This window comes from Arsenicicoccus sp. UBA7492 (assembly GCF_002479615.1).
GTDB classification, from domain to species: domain Bacteria; phylum Actinomycetota; class Actinomycetes; order Actinomycetales; family Dermatophilaceae; genus Arsenicicoccus; species Arsenicicoccus bolidensis.
On sequence record NZ_DLOE01000041.1, the window covers coordinates 29,722 to 54,171 of the forward strand.

General features: G+C 71.6%; 20 protein-coding genes. 16 read left to right on the forward strand and 4 right to left on the reverse strand.

The window, feature by feature from the left end; genetic code table 11:
* Positions 1-62: 62 nt before the first annotated feature.
* Positions 63-836: a DeoR/GlpR family DNA-binding transcription regulator gene (locus B4E97_RS12030; RefSeq protein WP_286960017.1), complete on the reverse strand. Its 774-nt coding sequence runs from the start codon at positions 834-836 to the stop codon at positions 63-65.
* Positions 837-841: 5 nt separating this feature from the next.
* On the reverse strand, positions 842-2,848 hold the full coding sequence (locus tag B4E97_RS12035) for a beta-galactosidase (RefSeq protein ID WP_286960018.1): 2,007 nt from the start codon (positions 2,846-2,848) through the stop codon (positions 842-844).
* A 178-nt stretch (positions 2,849-3,026) separates the two neighbouring features.
* Between B4E97_RS12035 and B4E97_RS12040 the strand changes: the two genes are divergently transcribed.
* The 6 genes from B4E97_RS12040 to B4E97_RS12065 all read left to right on the forward strand — a co-directional run bounded on the left by B4E97_RS12040 (position 3,027) and on the right by B4E97_RS12065 (position 9,319).
* A complete protein-coding gene (locus B4E97_RS12040; protein WP_029212068.1) occupies positions 3,027-4,376 on the forward strand; it encodes an ABC transporter substrate-binding protein in 1,350 nt (449 codons plus the stop codon).
* The gene (locus tag B4E97_RS12045) at positions 4,373-5,287 is read left to right on the forward strand and encodes a carbohydrate ABC transporter permease (RefSeq protein WP_034253217.1); all 915 of its coding nucleotides are present in this window, start codon (positions 4,373-4,375) and stop codon (positions 5,285-5,287) included. Before B4E97_RS12040 ends, B4E97_RS12045 begins: the two co-directional genes overlap by 4 nt.
* Positions 5,284-6,177, forward strand: a complete 894-nt coding sequence (locus B4E97_RS12050) for a carbohydrate ABC transporter permease (RefSeq protein WP_029212070.1) — start codon at positions 5,284-5,286, stop codon at positions 6,175-6,177. The genes B4E97_RS12045 and B4E97_RS12050 overlap by 4 nt, the downstream gene beginning before the upstream one ends.
* Before the next feature lie 47 nt (positions 6,178-6,224).
* Positions 6,225-7,607, forward strand: coding sequence for a UTP--glucose-1-phosphate uridylyltransferase (locus B4E97_RS12055; protein WP_286960019.1), 1,383 nt, complete (start codon positions 6,225-6,227; stop codon positions 7,605-7,607).
* A 130-nt stretch (positions 7,608-7,737) separates the two neighbouring features.
* On the forward strand, positions 7,738-8,760 hold the full coding sequence (trpS, locus tag B4E97_RS12060) for a tryptophan--tRNA ligase (RefSeq protein WP_286960020.1): 1,023 nt from the start codon (positions 7,738-7,740) through the stop codon (positions 8,758-8,760).
* A 16-nt stretch (positions 8,761-8,776) separates the two neighbouring features.
* On the forward strand, positions 8,777-9,319 hold the full coding sequence (locus tag B4E97_RS12065; RefSeq protein WP_286960021.1) for a 2'-5' RNA ligase family protein: 543 nt from the start codon (positions 8,777-8,779) through the stop codon (positions 9,317-9,319).
* 33 nt (positions 9,320-9,352) lie between these two features.
* Here the strand turns inward: B4E97_RS12065 and B4E97_RS12070 are convergent, their stop codons facing one another.
* Both B4E97_RS12070 and B4E97_RS12075 read right to left on the reverse strand, forming a co-directional pair.
* Positions 9,353-10,747, reverse strand: coding sequence for a D-alanyl-D-alanine carboxypeptidase family protein (locus tag B4E97_RS12070; protein ID WP_286960022.1), 1,395 nt, complete (start codon positions 10,745-10,747; stop codon positions 9,353-9,355).
* 366 nt (positions 10,748-11,113) lie between these two features.
* Positions 11,114-12,289: a glycosyltransferase family 4 protein gene (locus B4E97_RS12075; protein WP_286960023.1), complete on the reverse strand. Its 1,176-nt coding sequence runs from the start codon at positions 12,287-12,289 to the stop codon at positions 11,114-11,116.
* 155 nt (positions 12,290-12,444) lie between these two features.
* Here B4E97_RS12075 and B4E97_RS12080 point away from each other — a divergent pair, with 155 nt between their 5' ends.
* The 10 genes from B4E97_RS12080 to B4E97_RS12125 all read left to right on the forward strand — a co-directional run bounded on the left by B4E97_RS12080 (position 12,445) and on the right by B4E97_RS12125 (position 24,054).
* The gene (locus B4E97_RS12080) at positions 12,445-13,554 is read left to right on the forward strand and encodes a mannose-1-phosphate guanylyltransferase (RefSeq protein ID WP_029212076.1); all 1,110 of its coding nucleotides are present in this window, start codon (positions 12,445-12,447) and stop codon (positions 13,552-13,554) included.
* Positions 13,555-13,650: 96 nt separating this feature from the next.
* Positions 13,651-15,255 (forward strand): acyl-CoA mutase large subunit family protein, encoded by a 1,605-nt coding sequence (locus tag B4E97_RS12085; protein WP_286960025.1) that lies wholly within the window; start codon positions 13,651-13,653, stop codon positions 15,253-15,255.
* A 103-nt stretch (positions 15,256-15,358) separates the two neighbouring features.
* On the forward strand, positions 15,359-16,603 hold the full coding sequence (locus B4E97_RS12090; RefSeq protein WP_286960026.1) for an amidohydrolase: 1,245 nt from the start codon (positions 15,359-15,361) through the stop codon (positions 16,601-16,603).
* A gap of 139 nt (positions 16,604-16,742) precedes the next feature.
* Positions 16,743-17,795 (forward strand): BMP family lipoprotein, encoded by a 1,053-nt coding sequence (locus B4E97_RS12095; protein ID WP_239265534.1) that lies wholly within the window; start codon positions 16,743-16,745, stop codon positions 17,793-17,795.
* Between the two features lie 187 nt (positions 17,796-17,982).
* A complete protein-coding gene (locus B4E97_RS12100; RefSeq protein WP_019284182.1) occupies positions 17,983-19,638 on the forward strand; it encodes an ABC transporter ATP-binding protein in 1,656 nt (551 codons plus the stop codon).
* Positions 19,635-20,756: an ABC transporter permease gene (locus tag B4E97_RS12105; RefSeq protein WP_029212080.1), complete on the forward strand. Its 1,122-nt coding sequence runs from the start codon at positions 19,635-19,637 to the stop codon at positions 20,754-20,756. The genes B4E97_RS12100 and B4E97_RS12105 overlap by 4 nt, the downstream gene beginning before the upstream one ends.
* On the forward strand, positions 20,753-22,024 hold the full coding sequence (locus tag B4E97_RS12110; protein WP_286960027.1) for an ABC transporter permease: 1,272 nt from the start codon (positions 20,753-20,755) through the stop codon (positions 22,022-22,024). The genes B4E97_RS12105 and B4E97_RS12110 overlap by 4 nt, the downstream gene beginning before the upstream one ends.
* Before the next feature lie 5 nt (positions 22,025-22,029).
* Positions 22,030-22,443, forward strand: a complete 414-nt coding sequence (locus tag B4E97_RS12115) for a cytidine deaminase (protein ID WP_349680239.1) — start codon at positions 22,030-22,032, stop codon at positions 22,441-22,443.
* Position 22,444: 1 nt separating this feature from the next.
* A complete protein-coding gene (locus B4E97_RS12120) occupies positions 22,445-23,239 on the forward strand; it encodes a nucleoside phosphorylase (protein WP_286960030.1) in 795 nt (264 codons plus the stop codon).
* A gap of 143 nt (positions 23,240-23,382) precedes the next feature.
* Positions 23,383-24,054 (forward strand): hypothetical protein, encoded by a 672-nt coding sequence (locus tag B4E97_RS12125; protein ID WP_286960031.1) that lies wholly within the window; start codon positions 23,383-23,385, stop codon positions 24,052-24,054.
* Positions 24,055-24,450 lie beyond the last annotated feature (396 nt).

A 24,450-nucleotide genomic window follows, 5' to 3' on the forward strand; every position in this document is an offset into this window, starting at 1 on the left:
TTGTGCTCAGGTCGGGTGGCTCGGTGCGACGAGTCTCGCCGAGCGCAGCTCGTCCAGCGCGGTCAGACCGACGCCACGACGACGTCGGGGACGTGCTCGGACAGGGCGGCCCGGTCGTGGTCGCCGAGCAGCGAGTCGGTCACGACGACGTCGGCGCGGCTGAGCGGGACCACGCCGGCGAGAGCGACGACGCCCGCCTTGGTGTGGTCGACGAGCACGACGAGGCTGCGACCGCAGTCGATCATCGCCTGGGCCGTGGCGACCTCGGCGAGGTTGGGGCAGGTGAACCCCGCCTCCGGGTCGAAGCCGTGGAAGCCGTGGAAGACCAGGTCGACGTGCAGCCCCCGCAGCGCCGAGATCGCGACCGGTCCCACGAGCGCGTGGGAGCGGGTGCGCACGCCTCCGGTGACGACGACCTGGCTGGAGCGGGGCAGCGCGTCGAAGAGCAGGTCCGCGGTGTCCGTGCTGTTGGTCACGACGGTGAGGTCCTCGACGTCCGCCACGGTCGCGGCGAAGGCGTAGGTCGTCGTCCCCGCCGAGATGGCGATCGTCATGCCGGGCTTGACCAGCTCACGGGCGGCCTGGGCGATGGCCTGCTTGGCGGCGAGCTCGCGGGTCGCCTTGGCCGCGAAGCCCGGCTCGTCGCTGGCGCCGGGACCGACCGAGGTGGCGCCCCCGTGCACGCGACGCACGAGCCCGAGCCGGTCGAGCTCCTCGAGGTCGCGCCGGATGGTCATCTCCGAGACGCCGAGGGCGTCTGCGACGTCGACGACCCGGATGGCGCCCGACGACTGCACCTCCTTGAGGAGGGTGTCCCTGCGCTGGTGGGGGAGCACGGACCTCAGTCCCTCTCGGTCCCGGTCTCGCGGATGACGGCGATCCCGCCGGCGGCCAGCTCGACGCGTCCCTCGACCGGGGCGTCCGCCACGACGTCGTGCCCCGACGCCGTCACCTCGGCGGTGGTGTCGCCGTGGTTGATCGCGAAGAGCCAGGACCCGCGGTCGCCGGACCGCCGCACGAGCTCGACGCCGGGTGACGCCTCGGCCACGCGGTCGATGCCCGCCTCCGCGCGCAGCCCGTCGAGCAGGCGGCGCCAGCCCTCGTCGTCGAGGAGGGTGCTGACGTATGTCGCCGAGCCGCCGCCCTCGACGCGGCGGCGGGTCACGGCGGGGCCACCGTCGAGCGGCCCGTCGGCGTAGCGCGCCAGCACCTCGCAGTCGACGGCGTCGAGGTCCTCGGACCACACGGTGCCGGTCGTGCCGTCGTCGAGCCGCACCTGCTCGCCGACGCGGAGGGGGGAGAACTCCTGGCAGCGCACGCCCAGCAGGTCGCGGAACGCGCCGGGGTAGCCGCCGAGGCGGATGTGGTCGTGCTCGTCGACGATGCCGGAGAAGTAGGTGACGACGACGTGCGCCCCGCGTGCGGCGGCGTCGGCGACGGCGGTGGCGTGCTCGGCGCGCACGAGATAGAGGGTGGGGACCACGACGACGTCGTAGCCCTCGAGGTCCGCGCCCGGGTGCACGACGTCCGCCGTGACGTGCAGGTCGCGCAGCGCGCGGTGCACCGCCAGCGCGGCGTCCGGGTAGTCGAGGGCCTCCGACGGCAGGGCGGGTCCGCCGGCGGCCCACTGCGCCTCGTAGTCCCACAGGACCGCCACGCGTGCCTCGACGCGGCTGCCGAGGAGGTCCGGCATACGGCCGAGGATCTCGCCGAGGCGGCTGACCTCGGCGAACCGACGGGTGTCCGGGCCGGCGTGGGGCAGCATCGCCGAGTGGTACTTCTCGGCGCCGGCCCGCGAGGCCCGCCACTGGAAGTAGCCCACGGTGTCCGCGCCGTGCGCGACGTGGGACAGGCTGTCGCGCAGCAGCTGCCCCACGGGCTTGGCCGGGTTGACGGGCTGCCAGTTGACCGCGCTGGTGGAGTGCTCCATGAGCATCCAGGGCCGGCCCCCGGCAACGCCGCGGGTGATGGCGGCGGACAGCGACAGCTCGGCGGTGGGGTCGGGCAGGGCGTCCACCCGGTAGTGGTCGGTGCTGACCACGTCCACGTGCGAGGCCCAGGAGTGGTAGTCGAGGTGACGGAACCCGGTCATCGTCATGAAGTTGGTGGTGACGGGGACGCCGGGCGACAGCTCGCGCAGGACCGCCAGCTCGGCGTCGTGCTGGGCGAGCAGCTGGTCGGACTGGAAGCGCTTGTAGTCCAGGACCTGCGTGGGGTTGTTGATCGTGGGCGTGGCCCGCGGGGGCAGGACGTGCTCCCAGTCGGTGTAGCGCTGGCTCCAGAAGGCCGTCCCCCACGAGTCGTTGAGCGCCTCGAGGGTGCCGTGCCGGGCCTGCAACCAGGTGCGGAAGGCCGCCGCGCAGCGGTCGCAGTAGCACGGGACGTTGTGGCAGCCGTACTCGTTGGACACGTGCCACATCGCGAGGGCCGGATGGTCGTGGTAGCGCCGGGCCATCTGGGCCGTGAGCGCGACGGCGTGGTCGCGGAACGTCGTCGAGCTGGGGCACCAGGCCTGCCGCGAACCCTGACCGAGCACGTGCCCCTCGCGGTCCACCGGGAGCGTGTCGGGGTGCTCCTGGCTCAGCCAGACCGGCGGGGCCGCGGTGGCGGTGGCCAGGTCGACCGCGATGTCCGCGGCCGCCAGCTTGTCCATGATCGTGTCGAGCCACTCGAACTCGTAGACGCCCGCCTTGGGCTCGAGCCAGGACCAGGAGAACACCCCGAGCGTGACGAAGGTGACCCCCGCCCGGTGCATGAGCTCGACGTCCTCGTCCCACGTGCTGCGGGGCCACTGCTCGGGGTTGTAGTCCCCGCCGTAGGCCACGCCGTTGTCAGGCCACTGTCGCATGCGGTCCATCGTGTGAGACATTGTGCGAGTTGTCAACAGAAGTGCACATAGGTCTTGACAGGGGCTGGCGTGCGGGTGAACGATCGTCGCCAACTGAGCGGAAATGTGTGAGTGGCGACTTTGCTGTGACCGAGCCGCACATCGCACGCCCCGCTACTTCATCGTCGAAGGAGCCGTCATGCCGCGTCCGTCCTCCGAGGGCGAGTACCTCGCCTCGCTGGTCCCCTCCTCCGTCCGCGCGCACCAGCCGAGCCGCCGGAGCATCCTCAAGGGCGTCGCCGGGTTGGGGGCGGCGGCCACGCTGCCCGCGCTGCTGGCCGCCTGCGGCGGTGGCGGCGGCTCGTCGTCCGGCTCCGCCACGGGCACCCTCAAGCTCGGGTCCAACCAGTCGGACGCGGTGCCCAAGGCCGCGGTGGAGGCGATCGTCAAGGGCTTCGAGGCCGCCAACCAGGGCCTCGACGTCGCGATCAACACCATCGACCACAACTCCTTCCAGGAGAACATCAACACCTACCTGCAGGGCTCGCCGGACGACGTGTTCACCTGGTTCGCCGGCTATCGCATGCGCTTCTTCGCCGAGAAGGGGCTGATCGGTGACGTCTCCGACGTCTGGGGCTCCGGCGCGGCCTACAGCGAGGCGGTCAAGAAGGCCTCGACCGGCGCCGACGGCAAGCAGTACCTCGTGCCCACGACCTACTACCCGTGGGCGGTCCACTACCGCAAGAGCGTCTTCGACAAGCACGGCTACACGGTGCCCAAGACCCTCGACGAGCTCGTCGCGCTGGCCGGGCGCATGAAGAAGGACGGGCTGGCGCCGATCGCGTTCGCCGACAAGGACGGCTGGCCGGCGATGGGCACCTTCGACATCCTCAACCTGCGCGTCAACGGCTACGACTTCCACGTCAACCTGATGGCGGGCAAGGAGGACTGGTCGGGGGCCAAGGTCAAGAAGGTCTTCGACGTGTGGCGCCAGCTGCTCCCGGTCCACCAGCCCGACTCGCTCGGACGCACCTGGCAGGAGGGGGCCCAGTCGCTGCAGAGGGGCCAGTCCGGCATGTACTACATGGGCACCTTCCTGGCGCAGCAGTTCGCCAAGGGCGCCGAGCAGGCCGACCTCAAGTTCTTCAACTTCCCGGAGATCGACTCGACCATCGGTGCGGACGCCATCGACGCCCCGATCGACGGCTACATGATGTCCAAGCGCCCCCGCAACCAGGAGGGCGCCAAGAAGCTGCTCGGCTACCTCGCGACCGGTCCGGCGCAGGACACGCTCGTCCAGGCCGACCCGTCCGTCATCGCCTGCTCGGACCAGGCCACGACGGCGAAGTACACGCCTCTGCAGAAGGCCTCCCTGGACTTCGTCGAGCAGGCCAAGTCGATCGCCCAGTTCCTCGACCGTGACTCGCGGCCCGACTTCGCCTCGACGGTCGTGACCCCCGCCCTGCAGTCGTTCATCAAGAACCCCGGCGACGTCGACTCGATCGTGAGCCAGATCGAGAAGCAGAAGAAGACCATCTTCACCTCATGAGCACCACGACAGCGTCGACGCGTCGCCGCCCTTCTCGTCGGGGGACGCGGTTGTCGGGAGGGGACCGGGTCACCATCGCGCTGATGGTCCTGGTGCCCACCCTCGTGGTGGTCGGCCTGGTGTGGCTGCCCGCCATCGCGACGGTCGTGCTGTCCGTCTTCGACTGGGACGGCCTCTCGCCGTTCTCCGAGGCCGTCCCGGTCGGCGGGCAGTTCTACGACGAGGCCGTCAACACCTATCCGGCGTTCTGGCCCGCCATCCAGCACAACCTGATCTGGCTGGCGGTCCTGTTCTTCGTCGCGACGCCGCTCGGGATGTTCCTCGCCGTGCTGATCGACCGCGAGTCCCGGGGCACCAAGTTCTACCAGTCGTCCTTCTACCTGCCGGTCGTCCTGTCGATGGCCCTCGTCGGCTTCATCTGGCAGCTGATGTTCTCCCGGGACCAGGGCTTCATCAACGCCGTCACGGGGTGGACGATCGACTGGTACGGCGACTCGAGCTACAACCTGTGGGCCGCCCTCATCGCGACCACCTGGCGGCACACGGGCTACATCATGCTGCTCTACCTCGCCGGCCTCAAGGGCGTCGACCTGTCGCTGCGGGAGGCGGCCAAGGTCGACGGGGCGGGGGAGCGTCAGACCTTCTTCAAGGTCGTGTTCCCGGTGCTGGCCCCGATCAACATCATCGTCCTGGTCGTCACGGTCATCGAGTCCCTGCGGGCCTTCGACCTCGTGTGGGTCATCAACAAGGGACGCAACGGCCTCGAGCTGATCTCCACCGAGGTGACGCGCAACATCGTCGGCGAGGCCCAGCGCATCGGCTTCGGCTCGGCGCTGGCGACGATCATGCTCGTGATCTCGTCCCTCTTCATCGCCGTCTACCTGCGCATCGTCATGAAGGAGGAGAAGTGAGCACCACGACCGAGGTGCTGCGGCCCAGCGGCCGGCGCCCGATGACCGCGGGCCGGTGGGCGACGCACGGCTTCCTGCTGGTGATGGCCCTTCTGTGGCTGTTCCCGCTCGGCTACGCCGTGCTCGCCAGCCTGCGGTCCTACGACTACACCGCGCAGCACGGCTATCTGTCCTTCGGCGGCTTCACCCTCGACAACTACCGCAACGCCTGGGAGCAGGCCGACTTCACGCAGAAGTTCCTCAACTCCGCCATCATCACGGTGCCGGCGGTGCTGCTGACCCTGGCCCTGGCCTGCTCCATCGCCTTCGTGGTGGCGCGGTTCAGCTCGCGGTGGAACCTCGTGCTGCTCGCGGTGTTCACCGCCGCCAACCTCCTGCCCCCGCAGGCGCTGCTGATCCCGGTCTTCCGGCTCTTCCAGCGGGCCGAGGTGCCCTTCTGGTTCAGCGACTCGGGCACCCTGCTGGACAGCTACTGGGGGCTGATCATCGTCAACGTCGCCTTCCAGACGGGCTTCTGCGCCTTCGTGCTGAGCAACTACATGAAGACCATCCCCAAGGAGCTCTACGAGTCGGCGATGGTCGACGGGGCCAGCGTCTGGCGGCAGTTCTGGCAGATGACGCTCCCGCTGTGCCGACCGCCGCTCGCGGCTCTGGCGACCCTCGAGGTGACCTGGATCTACAACGAGTTCTTCTGGGCGACGGTGCTGATGCAGAGCGGTGACAAGTACCCCGTCACCAGCTCGCTGAACAACTTGCGGGGCCAGTTCTTCACGGACAACAACCTCGTCGCGGCGGGCTCGCTGATCGTGGCCGTGCCCACCCTCGCCATCTACTTCGCCCTCCAGAAGCACTTCGTCGCCGGGCTGACCCTCGGGGCGACCAAGGGCTGACGGCCGTCGAGTTGCCCCCGACACCCCCTGGACACGAAAGTGGTGCCATGAGCCACGACGGACTCGCGCGCGCGCAGCAGGTCATGACCGACGCCGGGGTCCACCCCACGGCGATCGAGGTCTTCAGCCACTACTACGGCGAGCTGGAGGGCGGGGCCACCGGCGTCATCCTCGAGGACTCGATCCGGCCGTTGACCGACCCGCCGTCGTTGGAGGCGGCCGACATCGACGAGGAGACGGCGCGCGAGGCGCTGGGCCGGACCGTCGTGATCAAGCTCAACGGCGGGCTGGGCACGTCGATGGGCATGAGCAAGGCCAAGTCGCTGCTGCCCGTGCGGGACGGCAAGTCCTTCCTGGACATCGTGGTGCAGCAGGTGCTGGCGGCGCGCGAGCGCTACGGCGTGCGGCTGCCGCTGCTGCTGATGGACTCCTTCAACACGCGGGCCGACACGCTGGCCGCCCTGGAGCACTACCCCGACCTGCAGGTCGAGGACCTCCCGCTGGACTTCCTGCAGAGCCAGGAGCCCAAGCTGCGCACGGACGACCTGACGCCCGTCGAGTGGCCGGACGACCCGCAGCTCGAGTGGTGCCCGCCGGGCCACGGCGATCTCTACCCCTCGCTGCTGTCCTCCGGCATCCTGGCGGCGTTGCTGGACAAGGGCTTCCGCTACGCCACGGTCAGCAACGGCGACAACCTCGGCGCCTCCCCGGACGCCCGCCTCGCCGGCTGGTTCGCGTCCTCGGGCGCGCCCTACGCCGCCGAGGTGTGCCAGCGGACCGCCATGGACCGCAAGGGCGGTCACCTCGCGATCCGCAAGGACGACGACCAGCTGATCCTGCGCGACACCGCGCAGACCGCGGACGACGAGATGGACTTCTTCACCGACGAGCACCGCCACCCGTTCTTCCACACCAACAACCTGTGGCTGGACCTGCAGCGCCTGCACGACGAGCTGACGGCGCGCGACGGCGTCCTCGGGCTGCCGCTCATCCGCAACGTCAAGACCGTCGACCCCAAGGACGCCAGCAGCCCCGAGGTCTACCAGATCGAGTCCGCGATGGGCGCGGCCGTCGAGGTCTTCGAGGGGGCCCAGGCGATCGAGGTGCCGCGCAGCCGCTTCCTCCCGGTCAAGACGACCAACGAGCTCATGCTGCTGCGCTCGGACGTCTACGACCTGCGCGAGGACGGCACCCTGGCCATGCAGGTCGACGCGGCGCCGGTGATCTCCTTGGACAGCAAGCACTTCAAGCGGATCGGCGACTTCGAGCAGCGGGTGCCGGAGCGCCTGCCGTCGCTGCGCGAGGCGACCCGGTTCACCGTCGAGGGGGACTGGTCCTTCGGGGACGACGTCGTCGTCAAGGGCGACGTCACGCTCCCCGACGAGGGCGCGCCCAGCCGCGTCGAGGACGGCGCCGTCCTGCAGGGCTGAGACACCGGCCGTATGCCGGGGACCGAGCGGTTCCGGCATACGGCCTGGGCTCCTGCCACCCCTGACCGGACCCGCCCGCACGACCCAACACCGCCCGGACCACCCCCCCCGACCTGCCAGAATGAGAGCCATGTCCTCCCAGCTCACCGCCCGCCCGCGCACGCTGTCCGGCATGCAGCCGACCTCCGACTCGCTGCATCTCGGCAACCATCTCGGCGCGCTGGTCAACTGGGTGGCGCTGCAAGGGCAGTTCGACGCGTTCTACTTCATCGCCGACCTGCACTCCCTCACGGTGGCGACCGACCCCGAGCTGATCCGGCGACGCACGCGCGTCACGGCGGCGCAGTACCTCGCGGCGGGCGTCGACCCCGAGCGCTCCACGCTGTTCGTCCAGAGCCACGTCTCCGAGCACACCGAGCTGTCGTGGATCCTGTCCTGCCAGACCGGGTTCGGCGAGGCCAGCCGCATGACGCAGTTCAAGGACAAGACCGCCAAGGGCCACGCGGCCAACGTCGGGCTGTTCACCTACCCCATCCTCATGGCGGCCGACATCCTGCTCTACGACGCGGCCAAGGTCCCGGTCGGCGAGGACCAGCGCCAGCACCTGGAGATCACCCGCGACCTGGCGATCCGGTTCAACCAGCGCTACGGCGACACCCTGGTCGTGCCTGAGCCGCACATCGTCAAGGAGGGCGCCAAGATCCAGGACCTGCAGGACCCGACGGCCAAGATGAGCAAGTCCGCCGCCAGCGACAAGGGCCTGATCAACCTCCTGGACGACCCGGCCAAGAGCGCCAAGAAGATCCGCTCTGCCGTCACCGACACCGAGGCCGTCGTCCGCTACGACCCCGAGACCAAGGCGGGCGTGTCCAACCTGCTGACGATCCACTCGGTCCTGTCCGGCACGTCGGTCGCCGAGCTCGAGGCCCACTTCGAGGGCAAGATGTACGGCGACCTCAAGAAGGAGACCGCCGACGTGCTCGTCGAGTGGGTCACGCCGTTCCGCGACCGGGCCAACGAGCTGCTCGAGGACCCCGCCGAGCTCGACCGCATCCTCGCTGCCGGTGCCGAGCGCGCCCGCGAGGTGGCCTCGGCCACGCTGGGCCGGGTCTACGACGCCGTCGGCCTGCTGCGACCGGCCGGGCACCGCTGAGCCTGGAGGAGTGACGGTGCCGGTCATCGGAGTCTCGATCGCCATCCCCGAGCCCTGGGGGTGCGAGCTGCAGCGCGCGCGGCTGTCCTACGGCGACGAGCAGGCGCGCGGCATCCCGACGCACGTGACGGTGCTGCCGCCGACCGAGGTCGACGACGCAGCGATGGACGGCATCCACGAGCACCTGCTGCGGTCCGCCGCGTCGGTCGCGCCGTTCACGCTCGAGCTGCGCGGCACCGGGACCTTCCGCCCGGTCTCGCCGGTGGTGTTCATCCAGGTCGCGCGCGGGATCCCCGCCTGCGAGCAGCTCGAGGCGACGGTGCGGCGCGGTGTGCTGGAGCGCGACCTGAGCTTCACCTACCACCCGCACGTGACGGTGGCGCACGGCCTGCCGGAGGACGCCCTGGAGCAGGCGTTCGTCGAGCTGGCCGACTACCACGCGCAGTTCACCGTCGGCGCGTTCTCGCTCTACGTCCAGGGCGACGACGAGGTATGGCGTCCCATCCGCCGCTACCCGCTCGGGGACGCCAGCCTGGCCTACGTCAGCTGCGGCAGCTGATCCTGCCCGCTGCGCTCAGCGCCCTCGACCCGCTCAGCGCTTGCGCCCGAGGCGCCGCGTCAGCAGAGCGCCGGCGGCGAGCAGCAGCACGGCGAGCACGCCTGCACCCCACCACGTCTGGAGGGCGCGTGCCACACCCGTCGGCTGCGACGTCTGTCCCGCGGTGGGGGAGCTGGAGGTGGGCGCCGGCACTGGCGTCACCGTGGGCGGCACCGAGGTGGAGGCGCTGGGCGTGCCGGTCGGGGTCGCCGGGGGCGTCGTGTCCAGGGTGCCCACGCCGCTGACCTTGGTGCCGTGGGCGAACGCCCAGTCCATCATCGCGGCCACGTGGTGCCAGTCGGCCGTGTCGGAGCACATGAAGCTCACGACATAGGACCGGCCACCCCGGGTGGCGGACCCGATGAACGTGCGGTGGGCCCCCGTCGTGTAGCCCGTCTTGACGCCCGTCGCGCCCGGGTAGTTCATGAAGAAGTGGTTGAGGTTGGGCACGGCATAGGGCTTCACCACGGTGCCGTCGGGCTGCTTGGCGCCGGGGAAGGGCATCTCGCGCGTGCCGACATAGGACCGAAAGTCCTTGCGCTGCATCGCCGCTCGCCCGATCACCGCCAGGTCGTAGGCGCTGCTGCGCTGACCCTGCGCGTCCAGCCCTGACGGGTCGACAGCCACGGTGTCGCGGGCGCCGAGCCCGGCCGCGGTGGCGTTCATGCGCTGCAGGGTGCCCGCGACGCCGCCCGGCGCCGACCGGGCCAGGGCATAGGCCGCGTCGTTGGCGGACTGCATCAGCAGCGCGCCGTACAGCTGGTGCACGGGATAGGGGTTGCCGGCCACCATGCCGACCCGCGTGCCCTCGGCGGCCTGGTCGGACGCGGTCGCGGTGACGACCCGCTTGGGGTCGAGCTGCGGCATGACGGTGAGCGCGGTGAGGGTCTTGAGCGTGCTGGCGGGATAAAGGTGGGCGTGGGGGGCCTTGGCGGCCAGGATCGTGCCGGTCTGCTGGTCGGCGAGCACGTATGACGTCGCGTCGAGCTGCGGGGGCTGCGGCACGCCCGCGGGCACCGCCGTGACGATGCCGCTGGTGCCGAGCTGGTCGCCGCCGACGGGGCGCTCACCGGCTCGGACCGCTGGCGCGGGGTAGTAGCTCGGGCTCGGGGTGGCCGTGGGCGTCGGCGTCGGGCTGGCCGTGGCGCCGGCGCGGCCACGGCGGGTGGGCGGTGCAGGGGGTGGCGGCACGCGCGTGCCGGCGCACGGGGTGCGGGTCACCGTGAAGGTCGGTGGCGTCGTCGTCGGCGGCGTCGGTGTCGGCGCATCGGGTGCGCGGCTGGTCGTCGCGGGTGCGGCCTGGGCCACGCCGCCCAGCGTCAGGGTGGCGCCGAGCGCAGCGGCGGCGACCCGGCGCACGCGGCGGCCCGGTGTGCGGTGGTGCGTCATACGTGATCCCCCTGGCGCCCTCGGTCCGGACACCTGACCCCCTCGGCACCCTAGCAGCGCCGCCCAGCCCACCTCGCCCGCCCCTCGACGCCCACCGAGGGGACGCGAACGTCCGCGACACGCCGCGCTGCGCCGCATTCGTGTCCCCTCGCCACGAGCAGCGCCGCCCAGGCCGCCTCGCCGGGCCCCGCGGGGCGTTCGTGCGCTGCGAGCTCACGAAGGTGCGATCCGGAGGGCCAGGATGGGGCGTTCGTGGGCTGGGAGCTCACAAAGGTGCGATCCGGAGGGCCAGGGTGGGGCGTTCGTGGGCTGGGAGCTCACGAAGTTGCGTTCCGGACGCCCCGCTGGACGGTCGAGCGGCGGTCGTCAGGCGGCGGAGGCGCGGTGGCGGGCGATCGCGTCCTCGTAGTGCCCGACGAGCTGGTCGACCAGCGCAGCCCAGGACCGCGGCTCCACCTTGACGAGCCCGGCCGAGCCCATGGCCTCGCGCAGGGCCGGGTCCTCGACGAGGGTGCGTACGTGCTCGACGATCGAGCGGGGGTCCGCGGGGTCGAAGAGGAACCCGGTCGTGCCGTGGTCGACGAGGTCGAGCGGGCCACCCATGGCGGGGGCGACGACGGGCAGCCGGCAGGCCGCCGCCTCCTGCAGCGTCTGGCCGAAGGTCTCGCGGGTCCCCGTGTGCGCGAAGACGTCGAACGCAGCGTAGGCGCGAGCGAGGTCGTCGCCCGAGCGGCGCCCGAGGAAGACCGGGGGCAGGTTGGGCCGCCCCGGGCTGCCCGCCACCGCTTCGCTGAGCTGCTCGGCCAGGGCGGTGCGGGACGGTCCGTCGCCGACCAGCACGATGCGCGTGCCCGGGATCGTGGCGACGTCGACGAGGCGGTGGATCTCCTTCTCGGGGGCGAGGCGCCCGACATACCCCACGAGCACCTGGCCGTCCGGCGCGAGCGCCCGGCGCAGCGCCCGCGACCCGGCGTCCTCGCGCCACTCGGGGCGGAACAGGCCGGTGTCGACGCCGCGTCCCCACAGCCCGGTGCGGGGCACCCCGTGCGCGCGGATGTCGCTCAGCGCGGCGCTCGAGGGGGCGAGGGTCAGGTCGGCGAGGGAGTGGATGCGCCGGATCCAGCGCCAGGCGGCCTTGGCGGCGGCGCGTCCGGTCGCGGCGCCGGCGACGTTGCCGTGCTGCTCCAGATAGCTCGGCATGTCGGTCTGGTAGATCGCGACGCACGGCAGCCCCAGCCGGTCCGCGGCGGTCAGGCCCCTCGCCCCGAGCACGAACGGCGACGCCACGTGCACCACGTCCGGCCGGAACTCCCGCAGCACGTCCTCGATCTCGCCGGTCGGCAGCCCCACCTGGAACTGCCGCACCGGGATGCTGGTGACGGCTCGGACGGGGAACCCGGCATAGCTCTCGGGGGCGGGGGAGGGGGCGATGACGACGGCGTCGTGCCCGGTCTCGCGCAGGCGGTCCAGGACCCGGCAGACGCTGGTGGTCACCCCGTTGAGCGACGGGAGGAAGGACTCCGTGACGATCGCGATCCGCACGTCCTCACCATCCGCGACGTCGGTGAGGCGGGGGAGACGGGGTGGGGTGTGTCGGGTGGCGCTCAGGTGTCCTTCGGATGACGGCCGGTATGCCGACCCGCCCGATCCTGGGGAAGGGGTGAGGTGCGGGGCGCGCGTTGGATAGCGTGTCACCCATGTCTGCCGAGGCCACCGATCCCCGTCTGTACTGCGTAATCCCCGCCGGTGGTGCCGGCACCCGCCTGTGGCCGCTGTCGCGGTCCGGGCGGCCCAAGTTCCTGCACGACCTGACCGGTTCGGGGCGCTCGCTGCTGCAGTCGACCTACGACCGGTTGGCGCCGCTGTGCGACGGCCGGGTGCTGGTCGTGACGGGGGCCCGCCACGAGGCGGCGGTCGCCGCCCAGCTCCCGCGCGTCGCCCCGGGGGACGTGCTGGTCGAGCCGGGTCCCCGCGACTCGATGGCAGCCATCGGGCTCGCCGCTGCGGTGCTCGAGCGCCGTGACCCCGACGCGATCCTCGGGTCCTTCGCGGCCGACCACGTGATCGAGGGCGAGGAGCAGTTCCACGCGTGCGTGAGGGAGGCCGTCAACGTGGCGGCCCAGGGCTACGTCGTCACCATCGGCATCGAGCCGACCTATCCCGCAACGGGTTTCGGCTACGTGCGGGAGGGAGGCGAGCTTCACGTCGAGGGCGCCCCTCGGGCCCGCCTCGTGTCGGAGTTCGTCGAGAAGCCCGACGCGGGCACCGCTGCGGCATACCTCTCTCTCGGCACCTATCGGTGGAACGCCGGCATGTTCGTCGTCAAGGCGTCCGTGCTGCTCGACCTGCTCGCGGAGTACCACCCCGAGCTGGCGGCCGGGCTCCGCGCGATCGCCGCGAACCCCTGGGTGCTCAACCAGACGTGGAAGGAGCTCGACAAGATCGCCATCGACCACGCGGTGGCCGAGCCGGCCGCCGCCGCCGGTCGCGTCGCCGTCATCGCCGGCGACTTCGGCTGGGACGACGTGGGCGACTTCGACTCCCTCGCGGGCCTGCTGCCGTCGGCGGGCGAGACCCCCGACCGCCAGAACGTCGCGGTGCTCGGCCCGGCCGACAACGTCCACATCCGCAACGCCTCGGGGGTGGTCGTCAACCGCTCCGGCCGCCAGGTGGTGCTGCTCGGCCTGGAGGACGTGGTCGTGGTGGACACGCCGGACGTGCTGATGGTGACCACCCGGCGCCAGGCGCAGGACGTCAAGTCGATCGTCGAGCTGATGAAGGAGCGCGGCTACCCCGAGCTCACCTGAACCCCACGCCCTCGCCGACGTCCTTGCCCGCAGCGGCGGCGCGTTAGTGCGGGGGTGCGCGCGACCGGCAGGGACCGCACGACTAGGGTTTGAGTCATGGCTGACAGCACCGACAAGCCCACCGCCCGCACCGAGTCGGACCTGCCGCTGGAGGCGGTCTACGACGCGTCCTCGCTCCAGGGCTTCGACCCCGACGACAAGCTCGGCAGGCCTGGGTCCTACCCGTTCACCCGAGGCGTCTACCCGACGATGTACACCGGCCGTCCGTGGACGATGCGCCAGTACGCCGGGTTCGGCACCGCCAAGGAGTCCAACCAGCGCTACCACGAGCTGGTCAACGCCGGGACCGGTGGTCTCTCGGTCGCCTTCGACCTGCCGACCCAGATGGGCTACGACTCCGACGCGCCGCTGGCCAGCGGCGAGGTCGGCAAGGTGGGCGTCGCCGTCGACTCGCTCGACGACATGCGCGTGCTGTTCAACGGCCTGCCGCTGGACAAGGTGTCGACGTCGATGACGATCAACGCCCCCGCCTCGACCCTGCTGCTGATGTACCAGCTGGTCGCCGCCGAGCAGGGCGTCGCCGCGGGCCAGCTCACCGGCACGATCCAGAACGACGTGCTCAAGGAGTACATCGCCCGCGGCACCTACATCTACCCGCCGGCCCAGTCGCTGCGCCTGATCTCCGACATCTTCGCCTACTGCAACAAGGAGATCCCCCGCTGGAACACGATCTCCATCTCGGGCTACCACATGGCCGAGGCGGGGGCCACGCCGGTGCAGGAGATCGCGTTCACGCTCGCGAACGCCAAGGCCTACGTCCAGGCCGCGATCGACGCCGGTCTGGACGTCGACGCGTTCGCGCCGCGCCTGTCCTTCTTCTTCGTCGCCCGCACCACCCTGATCGAGGAGGTCGCCAAGTTCCGCGCGGCCCGGCGCATCTGGGCGCGCATCATGCGCGACGAGTTCGGCGCCAAGAACCCCAAGTCGCAGATGCTGCGCTTCCACACGCAGACCGCCGGCGTGCAGCTGACCGCCCAGCAGCCCGAGGTCAACCTCGTCCGCGTCTCGCTGCAGGGCCTGGCCGCCGTCCTCGGCGGCACGCAGTCGCTGCACACCAACTCCTTCGACGAGGCCATCGCCCTGCCGACGCAGAAGGCCGCCCGCCTGGCCCTGCGCACCCAGCAGGTCATCGCCTTCGAGACCGACGTGTGCAAGACCGTCGACCCCTTCGCCGGCTCCTACGTCGTCGAGTCCCTCACCAACGAGATCGAGGAGGCCGTCTGGGAGCTCCTCAAGAAGGTCGACGACCTCGGCGGTGCCGTGCCGGCGATCGAGCAGGGCTTCCAGAAGTCGGAGATCGAGCGCTCGGCCTACGCCACGCAGCTCAAGACCGACTCGGGCGAGCGGACCGTCGTGGGCCTCAACAAGTTCACGATCGACCAGGAGGAGCACTACGACCCGCTGCGCGTGGACCCGCAGATCGAGGCCGACCAGTGCCAGCGACTGGCGGACCTGCGCGCCGCCCGCGACAACGCGGCGGTCGAGGCCAAGCTCGACGCGCTCCGGACGGCGGCCGAGGGCAGCGGCACCAACCTGCTGCTGCCGATGAAGGAGGCCCTCGAGGCCAACGCCACCGGCGGCGAGGTGTCCAACGCCCTGCGCGACGTGTGGGGCCAGTACGTCCCGCGCGACGCCTTCTGACCCCCACGCCGACCGTCACGCTGACCGTCGCGCTGATCACCGACGGGTCCTGGATCCGGCCCGCGACCTGACTCGGAACCCATGCGCGGTAACCTTGCCGCCCATGGGCTCCGAGCACGTTCAGCAGGTCGCACCCCCGAGCGATGCGCAGGTCGTCGACCAGCTGCGGGCCGACATCTCGGCTGCCGTGGACGCGCTGGAGCCGGAGCTCATCGAGGTCCGCCGCGACCTGCACGCCCACCCCGAGCTGGGCTTCGCCGAGCAGCGCACGACCACGCGGATCTCCCAGCTGCTCAAGGCCGAGGGCCTGCGGGTCACCCCCGTGCACCCGACCGGCCTGGTGGTCGACCTCGGCCCCGCGGAGCCCCGTCGGCGGATCGCCGTCCGCGCCGACATCGACGCCCTCCCGCTGACCGAGACCTCCGGACTGCCCTACGCGTCCGTGACCGGCGGCGCCTGCCACGCCTGCGGGCACGACGTGCACACCACCTGCCTGCTCGGTCTCGCCCTCGCCCTCGCGCCGCACCAGGAGTGGTTGCGGGAGCAGGGGTATGCCGTCCGCCTGCTCTTCCAGCCCGCGGAGGAGGTCATGCCGGGTGGGGCCCACGCCCTGGTCGCTGCAGGCCACCTCGAGGACGTGGACCAGGTCTTCGCCCTGCACTGCGACCCGGGCACCGACGTCGGTCAGGTGGGGTTGCGCACCGGCGCGATCACGGCGGCCACCGACGTCCTGACGGTGCGCCTCACCGGAGCGGGCGGCCACACCTCGCGGCCGCACATCACCCAGGACCTCACCTATGCCCTGGCCACGGTCGTCACCGGGCTGCCGGCCGCCCTGTCCCGGCGCGTCGACCCGCGCGCGGGGCTGGCACTGGTGTGGGGGTCGATCCACGCGGGGGAGGCCGGCAATGTCATACCCTCGACCGGCACCGCGTCGGGCACGCTGCGGATGCTCGACGCCGACGTGTGGGACTCGATCGGCCCGCTGGTGGACGACCTCGTCGGGCACCTCGCGGCGCCGTACGGCGTGGCCGTCGAGATCGACCACCGTCAGGGCGTGCCGCCCGTCGTCAACGACGCCGACGCGGTGGCGCACCTGGTCAGCGGCGTCACCACGATGGTCGGGGCCGACGCCGTGGTGCCGACGCCGCAGTCGCTGGGCGGCGAGGACTTCTCCTGGATGCTGCGCAGCGTCCCCGGAGCCCTCGCGCGCCTCGGCACGCGGACGCCCGGCGGCACGACCTACGACCTGCACCGACCCGACCTGGTCGTCGACGAGCGGGCCATCGCCGTCGGCGTGCGGACCCTGGCCGGCACCGTGCTGTCGGCCCTCGTCGCGACGCCCTAGACGCGCCGCGCCGGCCGTGGTGGCCCACGCGGCCACATAACAGTTCGTCACCGCTTCGGCGCACTCGGGGCAACCCGGCGTCGGCCCGCCGGAGCCGCGGTCTAGGGTTTGCTCATCCGTTCCAACGAAGGAGTCACCCTTGATCCGCATCGTCAAGGTCGCGACCGCGCTCACGGCCGCCTCGCTCGCCCTCGCCGCCTGCGGCAGCCCCAACGACACCGAGTCCGGCTCGTCCGGCGGCCAGTCCTCCGGCGCGGCCGGTGGCTCCGCGATCAAGGTCGGCATGGCCTATGACGTGGGCGGCCGTGGTGACCAGTCCTTCAACGACTCGGCCGCCAAGGGTCTCGACGAGGCCAAGGCCCAGCTCGGCGCCCAGACCAAGGAGTCCGTGGCGACCGCCGGCGAGGCCGAGTCCGCCCGCGAGGAGCGACTGCAGCAGCTGGTCGAGGCCGGCTACACCAACGTGATCGCCGTGGGCTTCGCCTACGCCCCGGCCGTCAAGAAAGCCGCTGCCGACAACCCCCAGGCCAAGTTCGCGCTCGTCGACTCCACCGACGCCAAGGGCGCCAACATCCAGAACATCGTGTTCTCCGAGCAGGAGGGCTCCTACCTCGCCGGTGTCGTCGCGGCCAAGAAGTCCAAGACGGGCAACGTCGGCTTCGTGGGCGGCGTCCAGACCGACCTGATCAAGAAGTTCGAGGCGGGCTACGTCGCCGGCGCCAAGGCGACCAACCCCAACATCAAGGTGCAGGTCAAGTACCTCACCCAGCCCCCGAACTTCTCCGGCTTCGCCGACCCGGCCGCCGGCAAGACCGCCGCAGAGGGCATGCTCTCCGCGGGTGCCGACGTGATCTACCACGCCTCCGGCGGCTCCGGCTCCGGCGTCTTCACCGCCGTCAAGGCCAAGAACGCCATGGCCATCGGCGTCGACTCCGACCAGGCCAAGACCGCCCAGGCCGACGTCCGCGACGTCATCATCACCTCCGTCGTCAAGCGCGTCGACGTGGGCGTCCTGGAGTTCATCAAGCAGGTCAAGGACGGCAACCTCAAGTCCGGCGAGGCCGTCTTCGACCTCAAGTCCAACGGTGTCGAGCTCGCCACCACGGGCGGCAAGATCGACGACCTCAAGGCCGAGCTCGACAAGGCCAAGACCGACATCGTCTCCGGCAAGATCGTGGTCCCCACCAAGTGACCGGTCTGACCTGACCTGATCGACCCTCGCAGCACCTCGCACGCACGTATGCCGCAGCCCGGCCGCCAGACGGACACCCCGACGGCGGCCGGGCTTCGGCATACGGGGGAGGTCCGCGGTCCATCGATCTGGACCCCGTGATCACCGACGGTAAGGTGATGCGGTCAGCCGCCACGTCCACGACGACGTGACCGAGCAAGGAGCGTGCACCATCGGAACTCCACCCACCTCGACGAGCGCAGACGCGCCGCCCGCCGTCGCCGTCCGCGGGATCACCAAGAGGTTCCCGGGCGTGGTGGCCAACAAGGACATCACCTTCTCGGTCCGCAAGGGCAGCATCCACGCGCTGGTGGGGGAGAACGGCGCGGGCAAGTCCACGCTGATGAAGATCCTCTACGGCGTGCAGCGCCCCGACGAGGGCACGATCGCCATCGACGGCCGCGAGGTGACCTTCCACGGGCCGAGCGACGCCATCGCCGCCGGGGTCGGCATGGTCTTCCAGCACGTCAAGCTCGCCGACAACTTCACCGTGACCGAGAACGTCGTGCTCGGCGCCGAGAAGCTCCACGGCATCGGCGACGGGGCGCAGGCCGAGATCCGGCGCATCTCCAAGGAGTACGGCCTCGGCGTCGACCCGGAGGCGCTCGTCTCGGACCTCGGCGTCGGTGCCCGCCAGCGCGTCGAGATCCTCAAGGTCCTCTATCGCGGCGCCCGCATCCTCATCCTCGACGAGCCCACCGCCGTGCTCGTGCCGCAGGAGGTCGACGAGCTCTTCGACAACCTCAAGACCCTCACGGCCGAGGGCCTGACCATCATCTTCATCTCGCACAAGCTCGACGAGGTGCGCGCCGTCGCCGACGACATCACCGTCATCCGCCGCGGCACCACCGTGGGCAGCGCCGACCCGCGCACCGTCACCTCCCGCGAGCTCGGCGAGCTCATGGTCGGTCGCGAGATGCCCAGCCCGCAGACGCAGGAGTCCACGGTCACCGACCGCGCCGTCCTCGTCGTCGAGAACGTCCGCCTCGAGCGGCCCGGCGGGCGCGACGTCCTCGACGACGTGTCGCTGACCGTCCACGCGGGCGAGGTCCTCGGCATCGCCGGCGTCGAGGGCAACGGCCAGGACGAGCTGGTCGAGGTCATCATGGGCATGCGCGACCCCTCCGCCGGGCGGATCTATCTCGGCGGCAAGGACATCACCGACTGGCCGACGCGGCGCATCCGCGAGGCCGGCGTCGGCTACGTCCCCGCCGACCGCCACCGGCACGGCCTGCTCCTCGAGGCGCCGCTGTGGGAGAACCGCATCCTCGGCCACCAGACCCAGGCCCCCAACGTGTCCGGACCGTTCATCAACGCCCGCGGCGCCCAGCGCGACACGACGCGCATCGTCGAGGACTACGACGTGCGCACGCCGTCGATCCACGTCACCGCCGGCTCGCTGTCCGGCGGCAACCAGCAGAAGCTCATCATCGGCCGCGAGATGGCCCACGAGCCGCGGGTGCTCGTGGCCGCCCACCCGACCCGGGGCGTCGACGTGGGCGCGCAGGCCGCGATCTGGGACCACATCAAGCAGGCCCGGCACGAGGGCCTCGCGGTCCTGCTCCTCACCGCCGACCTCGAGGAGCTGCGCGGCCTGTCCGACACCATCCGCGTCATCAGCGAGGGCCGCCTGTCCGAGGAGCTGCCCCCGACCACGTCCCCGGGTGACCTGGGCGCCGCGATGACGGGCGGTTCCGGCATACCGGACCACGTCCCACCGACCGAGCCGACCCGCACGTCCGGGGCGACCGGCGCCACCCGCGCCGACGACCCCTCGACCCACCAGCAGGAGCCCACCCGATGAAGGTCTCGCCCCGCGCCGTCCTGCTCGCGCTCGCGGCGCCGCTGCTCGCCATCGTCGTGGCGTTCGTGATCACCTCGCTGGTGCTCGTCGCGGCCGGCGACCCCGTGGGGGCCGTCTGGACCGAGCTGCTGCGCCAGCCGAGTCCCCGACTGATCGCGCGCATCGTCAACGGCGCCATCGTCTACTACCTCGCCGCGGTGGCCCTCGCCATCGGCTTCCGGATGAACCTGTTCAACATCGGCGCCGAGGGGCAGTACCGCGTGGCGGTCTTCGCCGCCGCGGTGTTCGGGGCGCAGGGCTACCTGCCGGGCTGGGCCAACGTCATCGCCACCACGCTGGTCGCCATGCTCGTCGGCGCCGGCTGGGCCGCGATCGCGGGCTACCTCAAGATCAAGCGCGGTGTCTCCGAGGTGATCTCGTCGATCATGCTCAACGCCATCGCGACCAGCGTCGTGGCCTTCCTGCTGACCAAGGCCCGGGACAGCTCGGCCGGCGCCGGCAGCAACGTCACCAACACCAAGCCGCTGCCCCAGGACTCGTGGGTGCCCGGCCTGCAGATCATCAGCGGCACGACCACCAAGGTCTACGGCCTGCTCGTCCTGGCGATCGTCGTCGGCCTCCTCTACTGGCTGGTCCTCGGCAAGACGCGCTTCGGCTTCGACCTGCGCAGCGCCGGCCAGTCCGAGACCGCTGCCATCGCGAGCGGCGTCAACGCCCACCGGATGATCATGTCGACGATGATCCTGTCCGGCGCCATCGCCGGCCTGATCGGGCTGCCGCTGCTGTTCGGCCAGGATCACGCCTACGGCACCAACTTCCAGCCCGGCATCGGCTTCGCCGGCATCGGGATCGCCCTGCTGGGGCGCAACCACCCGATCGGCATGGGCCTGGCCGCGCTGCTGTGGTCCTACCTCGACCAGCAGGGCAACGGCCTGCAGATCAACGCCGGCGTCTCCTCCGAGCTGGTCTTCATCATCCAGGGCGTCATCGTCCTCGCCGTCGTCATCGCCTACGAGCTGGTGCGGCGCGCCAACGTCCGGCTCGAGCAGGCCAAGGTCGCCCGCGACCTGGCGGCGCAGCAACCGACCGCCCCTGCCACCCAAGGAGCCAGCGCATGAGCACCACCGGTGTCGCCCCCGTGACGGACCGGCCGGACCGGCGCAGGTCGGTGCCGCGCCGTCGTCGCCGCCTGTCCGGACTGCAGATCGCCGGGCTGGCGGTGCTGGTCCTGCTGTTCGTTTCGGTCCTGCGCGTCGTGACCGGCGAGAACGACCTCGCCTCCTCCGGTGCCCTGGCTGCCGCCCTCGGCCTCGCCGTCCCGATCGGCATGGCCGGTCTCGGTGGCCTCTGGTCGGAGCGGGCCGGCGTCGTCAACATCGGCCTCGAGGGCATGATGATCCTCGGCACCTGGGGCGCCGCCTTCTTCGCCTGGCACTGGGGCGCTTGGGCCGGCATCGTCGGCGCGGTCCTGCTCGGCATGATCGGCGGCGCGATCCACGCCCTGGCCACCGTCGTCTTCGGCGTCGACCACATCGTCTCCGGCGTGGCCGTCAACCTCATCGGCATGGGCGGCGCCAAGTACCTCGCCGCCCGTGCCTTCACCGGCACCCCCGGCGGTGGCGCGACCCAGTCGCCGCCGCTGCCGCACCTCCCGGACGTCACCGTCCCCGGCCTGTCGCCCGCGCTGACCTCGCTGGAGGGCAAGCACATCTTCTTCGTCTCGGACGTGGCGGGCGTGCTCGCGGCCTTCGTGACCAACCTGTCCGTGCTGACGATCATCGCGGCGCTGCTGGTGCTCGTGTCCTGGTGGGTGCTGTGGCGCACCACCTTCGGCCTGCGCCTGCGCTCCTGTGGCGAGAACCCCTGGTCCGCCGAGTCGCTCGGCGTCAACGTCTACCTCTACAAGTTCCTCGCCGTGCTGATCTCGGGCGGGTTCGCGGGGCTCGGCGGCGGCTTCCTCGCCCTCGTCGCGGCCAACGTCTTCCGCGACGGCCAGACCGGTGGGCGCGGCTACATCGGTCTCGCCGCCATGATCTTCGGCAACTGGCGGCCCGGGTCCCTCGCGGCCGGGTCGCTGCTGTTCGGCTACTTCGACGCCGTGCAGCTGCGCGGCGGCGCGGTGCACGCCCTGCTGCTCGTCGTCGGCCTGCTCCTCGTGGCCTTCGGGGTCTGGCAGCTCCTGCGCCGCAACCTCCTCGGCGGCGTCGTCGCGATCGTCATCGGTGTGGGCCTCGGCTGGTCCTTCTTCGCCACCGACACCGTGCCCGGCGAGCTCACCAGCGCCGCCCCCTACATCGCCACGCTGCTCGTGCTCGGCCTCGCCTCCCAGGCCTTGCGGATGCCCGCGGCCGACGGCGAGGTCTATCGCAAGGGCGAGGTGGGATGAGTCGTATGCCGTCCCGCGCCGACGACGTCGACTGGGACGCCCTGCGCGCGGCCGCCGTCAGCGTCATGCGGCGGGCGTACGCGCCCTACTCGTCCTTCCCCGTCGGGGTGGCCGGGCTCGTCGACGACGGCCGGATCGTCGTGGGCTGCAACGTCGAGAACGCCTCCTACGGGGTGGGGCTGTGCGCCGAGTGCGGCATGGTGTCGGCGCTGCACGCCTCGGGCGGTGGACGGCTCGTGGCCGTGGCCTGCGTCGGGGCGAACGGCGCCCCGCTCATGCCCTGCGGCCGCTGCCGCCAGCTGCTCTGGGAGCACGGCGGCGCGTCCTGCCTGCTCGAGACGCCCCTCGGCGTGCTGCCGATGAGCGAGGTGCTGCCGCAGGCCTTCGGCGCCGAGGACCTCGACCGGGCAGGGGAGTGACGTGACCGAGCCGATCCTGCCCGTCGACCTGCACCTGGCGAGCGACCTGGACGAGCCCGGGGTGCTCGAGCCGTCCGCCCTGTATCCCCGCCTCCCCGACGGCGAGGTCCCCGACGCCGCCGTGATCTGCTTCTTCCCTGAGACCGTGCGCGCGATCGGTGAGCGCGAGGGCTCGGAGCTCGCGTTCCGCTTCACGTCGATCATCGGCGGTCAGCCCTGCTACGTCCGTGAGGTGGCGGGGCGCCGGGTCGCGTTCTTCTTCCCCGAGATCGGGGCGCCGCGGGCCGTCATGTTCCTCGAGGAGGCCATCGCCCGGGGCATCACGCGGTTCGTCGCGGTCGGGTCCGCCGGCGTGCTCCTGCCCGACCTCGTCATGGGCCACCCCGTCGTCGTGACCTCGGCGTTGCGCGACGAGGGCACGAGCGCCCACTACGGGGCCGTGGGGCCGGTCGTCGAGGCGGGGGCCTCCGGCATACGGGCCTGCATCGACGCCCTCGACGCGGCGGGCGCGCCGCACGAGACCGGCCGCACGTGGACCACCGACGGCATCTATCGCGAGACCCGGTCCACCGTCGCGCGACGGATCGAGGCCGGGTGCGCGGTCGTCGAGATGGAGGCCAGCGCGTTCCTCGCCGTGGCGGCCCACCGCGGCGTCGAGCTGGGACAGATCCTCTTCAGCGCGGACTCCCTCGCCGGCGAGGCGTGGGACCACCGCGGCTGGGTCACGGCGGGCGACGCACACGAGCAGGTGTTCTGGATCGCCATGGACGCCGCCGCGCGCCTGGCAGCCGGCTGAGCCGCACCTGGCAGATCGCTCCCGGTCCGCCTCCGCGCCCAACCGACCGGACCTGCAGCGCCGTCGGAGGGAGTGCACCGGGAACGCATGGGGTAAGACCCTCGTTGCTCGGACAGGACGACCGACGACACACGGGAGTGACCATGGGATTCCTCGACCGACTGCTCGGCCGCACGCCGCAGCAGGGGCTGCAGCAGGGCTACCAGCAGCACCAGCCGCAGTACGCCCCGCCGCCCGCCGGCTACGACCAGGCGCCCCAGCCGGGCGCGCCGGCACCGGGACAGCCGGGCCAGGTGGGCCAGCCTGGGCAGACCGCCCAGTCCACGGAGGACCAGCAGGCCATCGAGCGCTACCGCTACCTGCTGCGCACCGCCCCGCCGGAGAAGGTCGAGCAGGCGCATGCCGAGGCCTTCGCCAAGCTGACGCCCGAGCAGCGCCAGCAGGTGCTGACCGGCCTGTCGCAGTCCGGCGAGACGCCCGCCGGCGACGACCCGCAGTCGCTGGCCCGCGCGGCGACCCGCGCCGAGATGCGCCAGCCGGGGTTCATGGAGCGCACCTTCGGCGGCGCCGGCGCCGGCGGTGGCCGCGGCGGCATGGGCATGGGCGGGATGGTGATGGGGTCGATGCTCGGCTCGATCGCCGGCGTCGTGGTCGGCACGGCCGTGGCCGGCGCGCTGATGGACGGGTTCGACGGCTTCGGTGACGGCGGCGCGGACCTGGCCGGCGGCGACTTCGGTGGCGACGCTGGCGGTGACGGCGGCGGCTTCGACGGGTTCGGTGACTTCGGGGACATCGGCGGCGGCTTCGACTTCTGATCGTTGCGCACGCTCGTCGCCCGCTCCCAGCACACCTGGGGGCGGGCGACAGCCGTATGCCGGCCGCCCGCCGCCATCCCGCGCCGCCATCCGACGCAACGTGACCCGTCAGGGCACATCCGCAGGCGACCCCGCTCCACGCCGGAGTCCTCCCGACGCAAAGTGACCCGTCCGGGCACGCCCGTGCCGCGAGACCCCCGATACCCGACGTGAAGTGACCCGTCAGGGCACGCCGGTACCGCGAGACCCCCGCTACCCGACGCAAAGTGACCCGTCGGGGCACATCCGCAGGTGCCCCCGCTCTGGGCCGGAGTTCCCCCGACGCAAAGTGACCCCTCGGGGCACGTCCGCAGCCGGTTCCGCTCGACGCCGGAACTCACCCGACGGGACGTGACC

What these genes read in the sequence shown, in the direction of transcription:
- B4E97_RS12035 (WP_286960018.1), bottom strand. Translation starts at nt 2,848, where the DNA reads ATGCGACAGTGGCCTGACAACGGCGTGGCCTACGGCGGGGACTACAAC.
- B4E97_RS12040 (WP_029212068.1), top strand. Translation starts at nt 3,027, where the DNA reads ATGCCGCGTCCGTCCTCCGAGGGCGAGTACCTCGCCTCGCTGGTCCCC.
- B4E97_RS12045 (WP_034253217.1), top strand. Translation starts at nt 4,373, where the DNA reads ATGAGCACCACGACAGCGTCGACGCGTCGCCGCCCTTCTCGTCGGGGG.
- B4E97_RS12055 (WP_286960019.1), top strand. Translation starts at nt 6,225, where the DNA reads ATGAGCCACGACGGACTCGCGCGCGCGCAGCAGGTCATGACCGACGCC.
- trpS (WP_286960020.1), top strand. Translation starts at nt 7,738, where the DNA reads ATGTCCTCCCAGCTCACCGCCCGCCCGCGCACGCTGTCCGGCATGCAG.
- B4E97_RS12070 (WP_286960022.1), bottom strand. Translation starts at nt 10,747, where the DNA reads ATGACGCACCACCGCACACCGGGCCGCCGCGTGCGCCGGGTCGCCGCC.
- B4E97_RS12080 (WP_029212076.1), top strand. Translation starts at nt 12,445, where the DNA reads ATGTCTGCCGAGGCCACCGATCCCCGTCTGTACTGCGTAATCCCCGCC.
- B4E97_RS12085 (WP_286960025.1), top strand. Translation starts at nt 13,651, where the DNA reads ATGGCTGACAGCACCGACAAGCCCACCGCCCGCACCGAGTCGGACCTG.
- B4E97_RS12090 (WP_286960026.1), top strand. Translation starts at nt 15,359, where the DNA reads ATGGGCTCCGAGCACGTTCAGCAGGTCGCACCCCCGAGCGATGCGCAG.
- B4E97_RS12105 (WP_029212080.1), top strand. Translation starts at nt 19,635, where the DNA reads ATGAAGGTCTCGCCCCGCGCCGTCCTGCTCGCGCTCGCGGCGCCGCTG.
- B4E97_RS12110 (WP_286960027.1), top strand. Translation starts at nt 20,753, where the DNA reads ATGAGCACCACCGGTGTCGCCCCCGTGACGGACCGGCCGGACCGGCGC.
- B4E97_RS12115 (WP_349680239.1), top strand. Translation starts at nt 22,030, where the DNA reads ATGCCGTCCCGCGCCGACGACGTCGACTGGGACGCCCTGCGCGCGGCC.
- B4E97_RS12125 (WP_286960031.1), top strand. Translation starts at nt 23,383, where the DNA reads ATGGGATTCCTCGACCGACTGCTCGGCCGCACGCCGCAGCAGGGGCTG.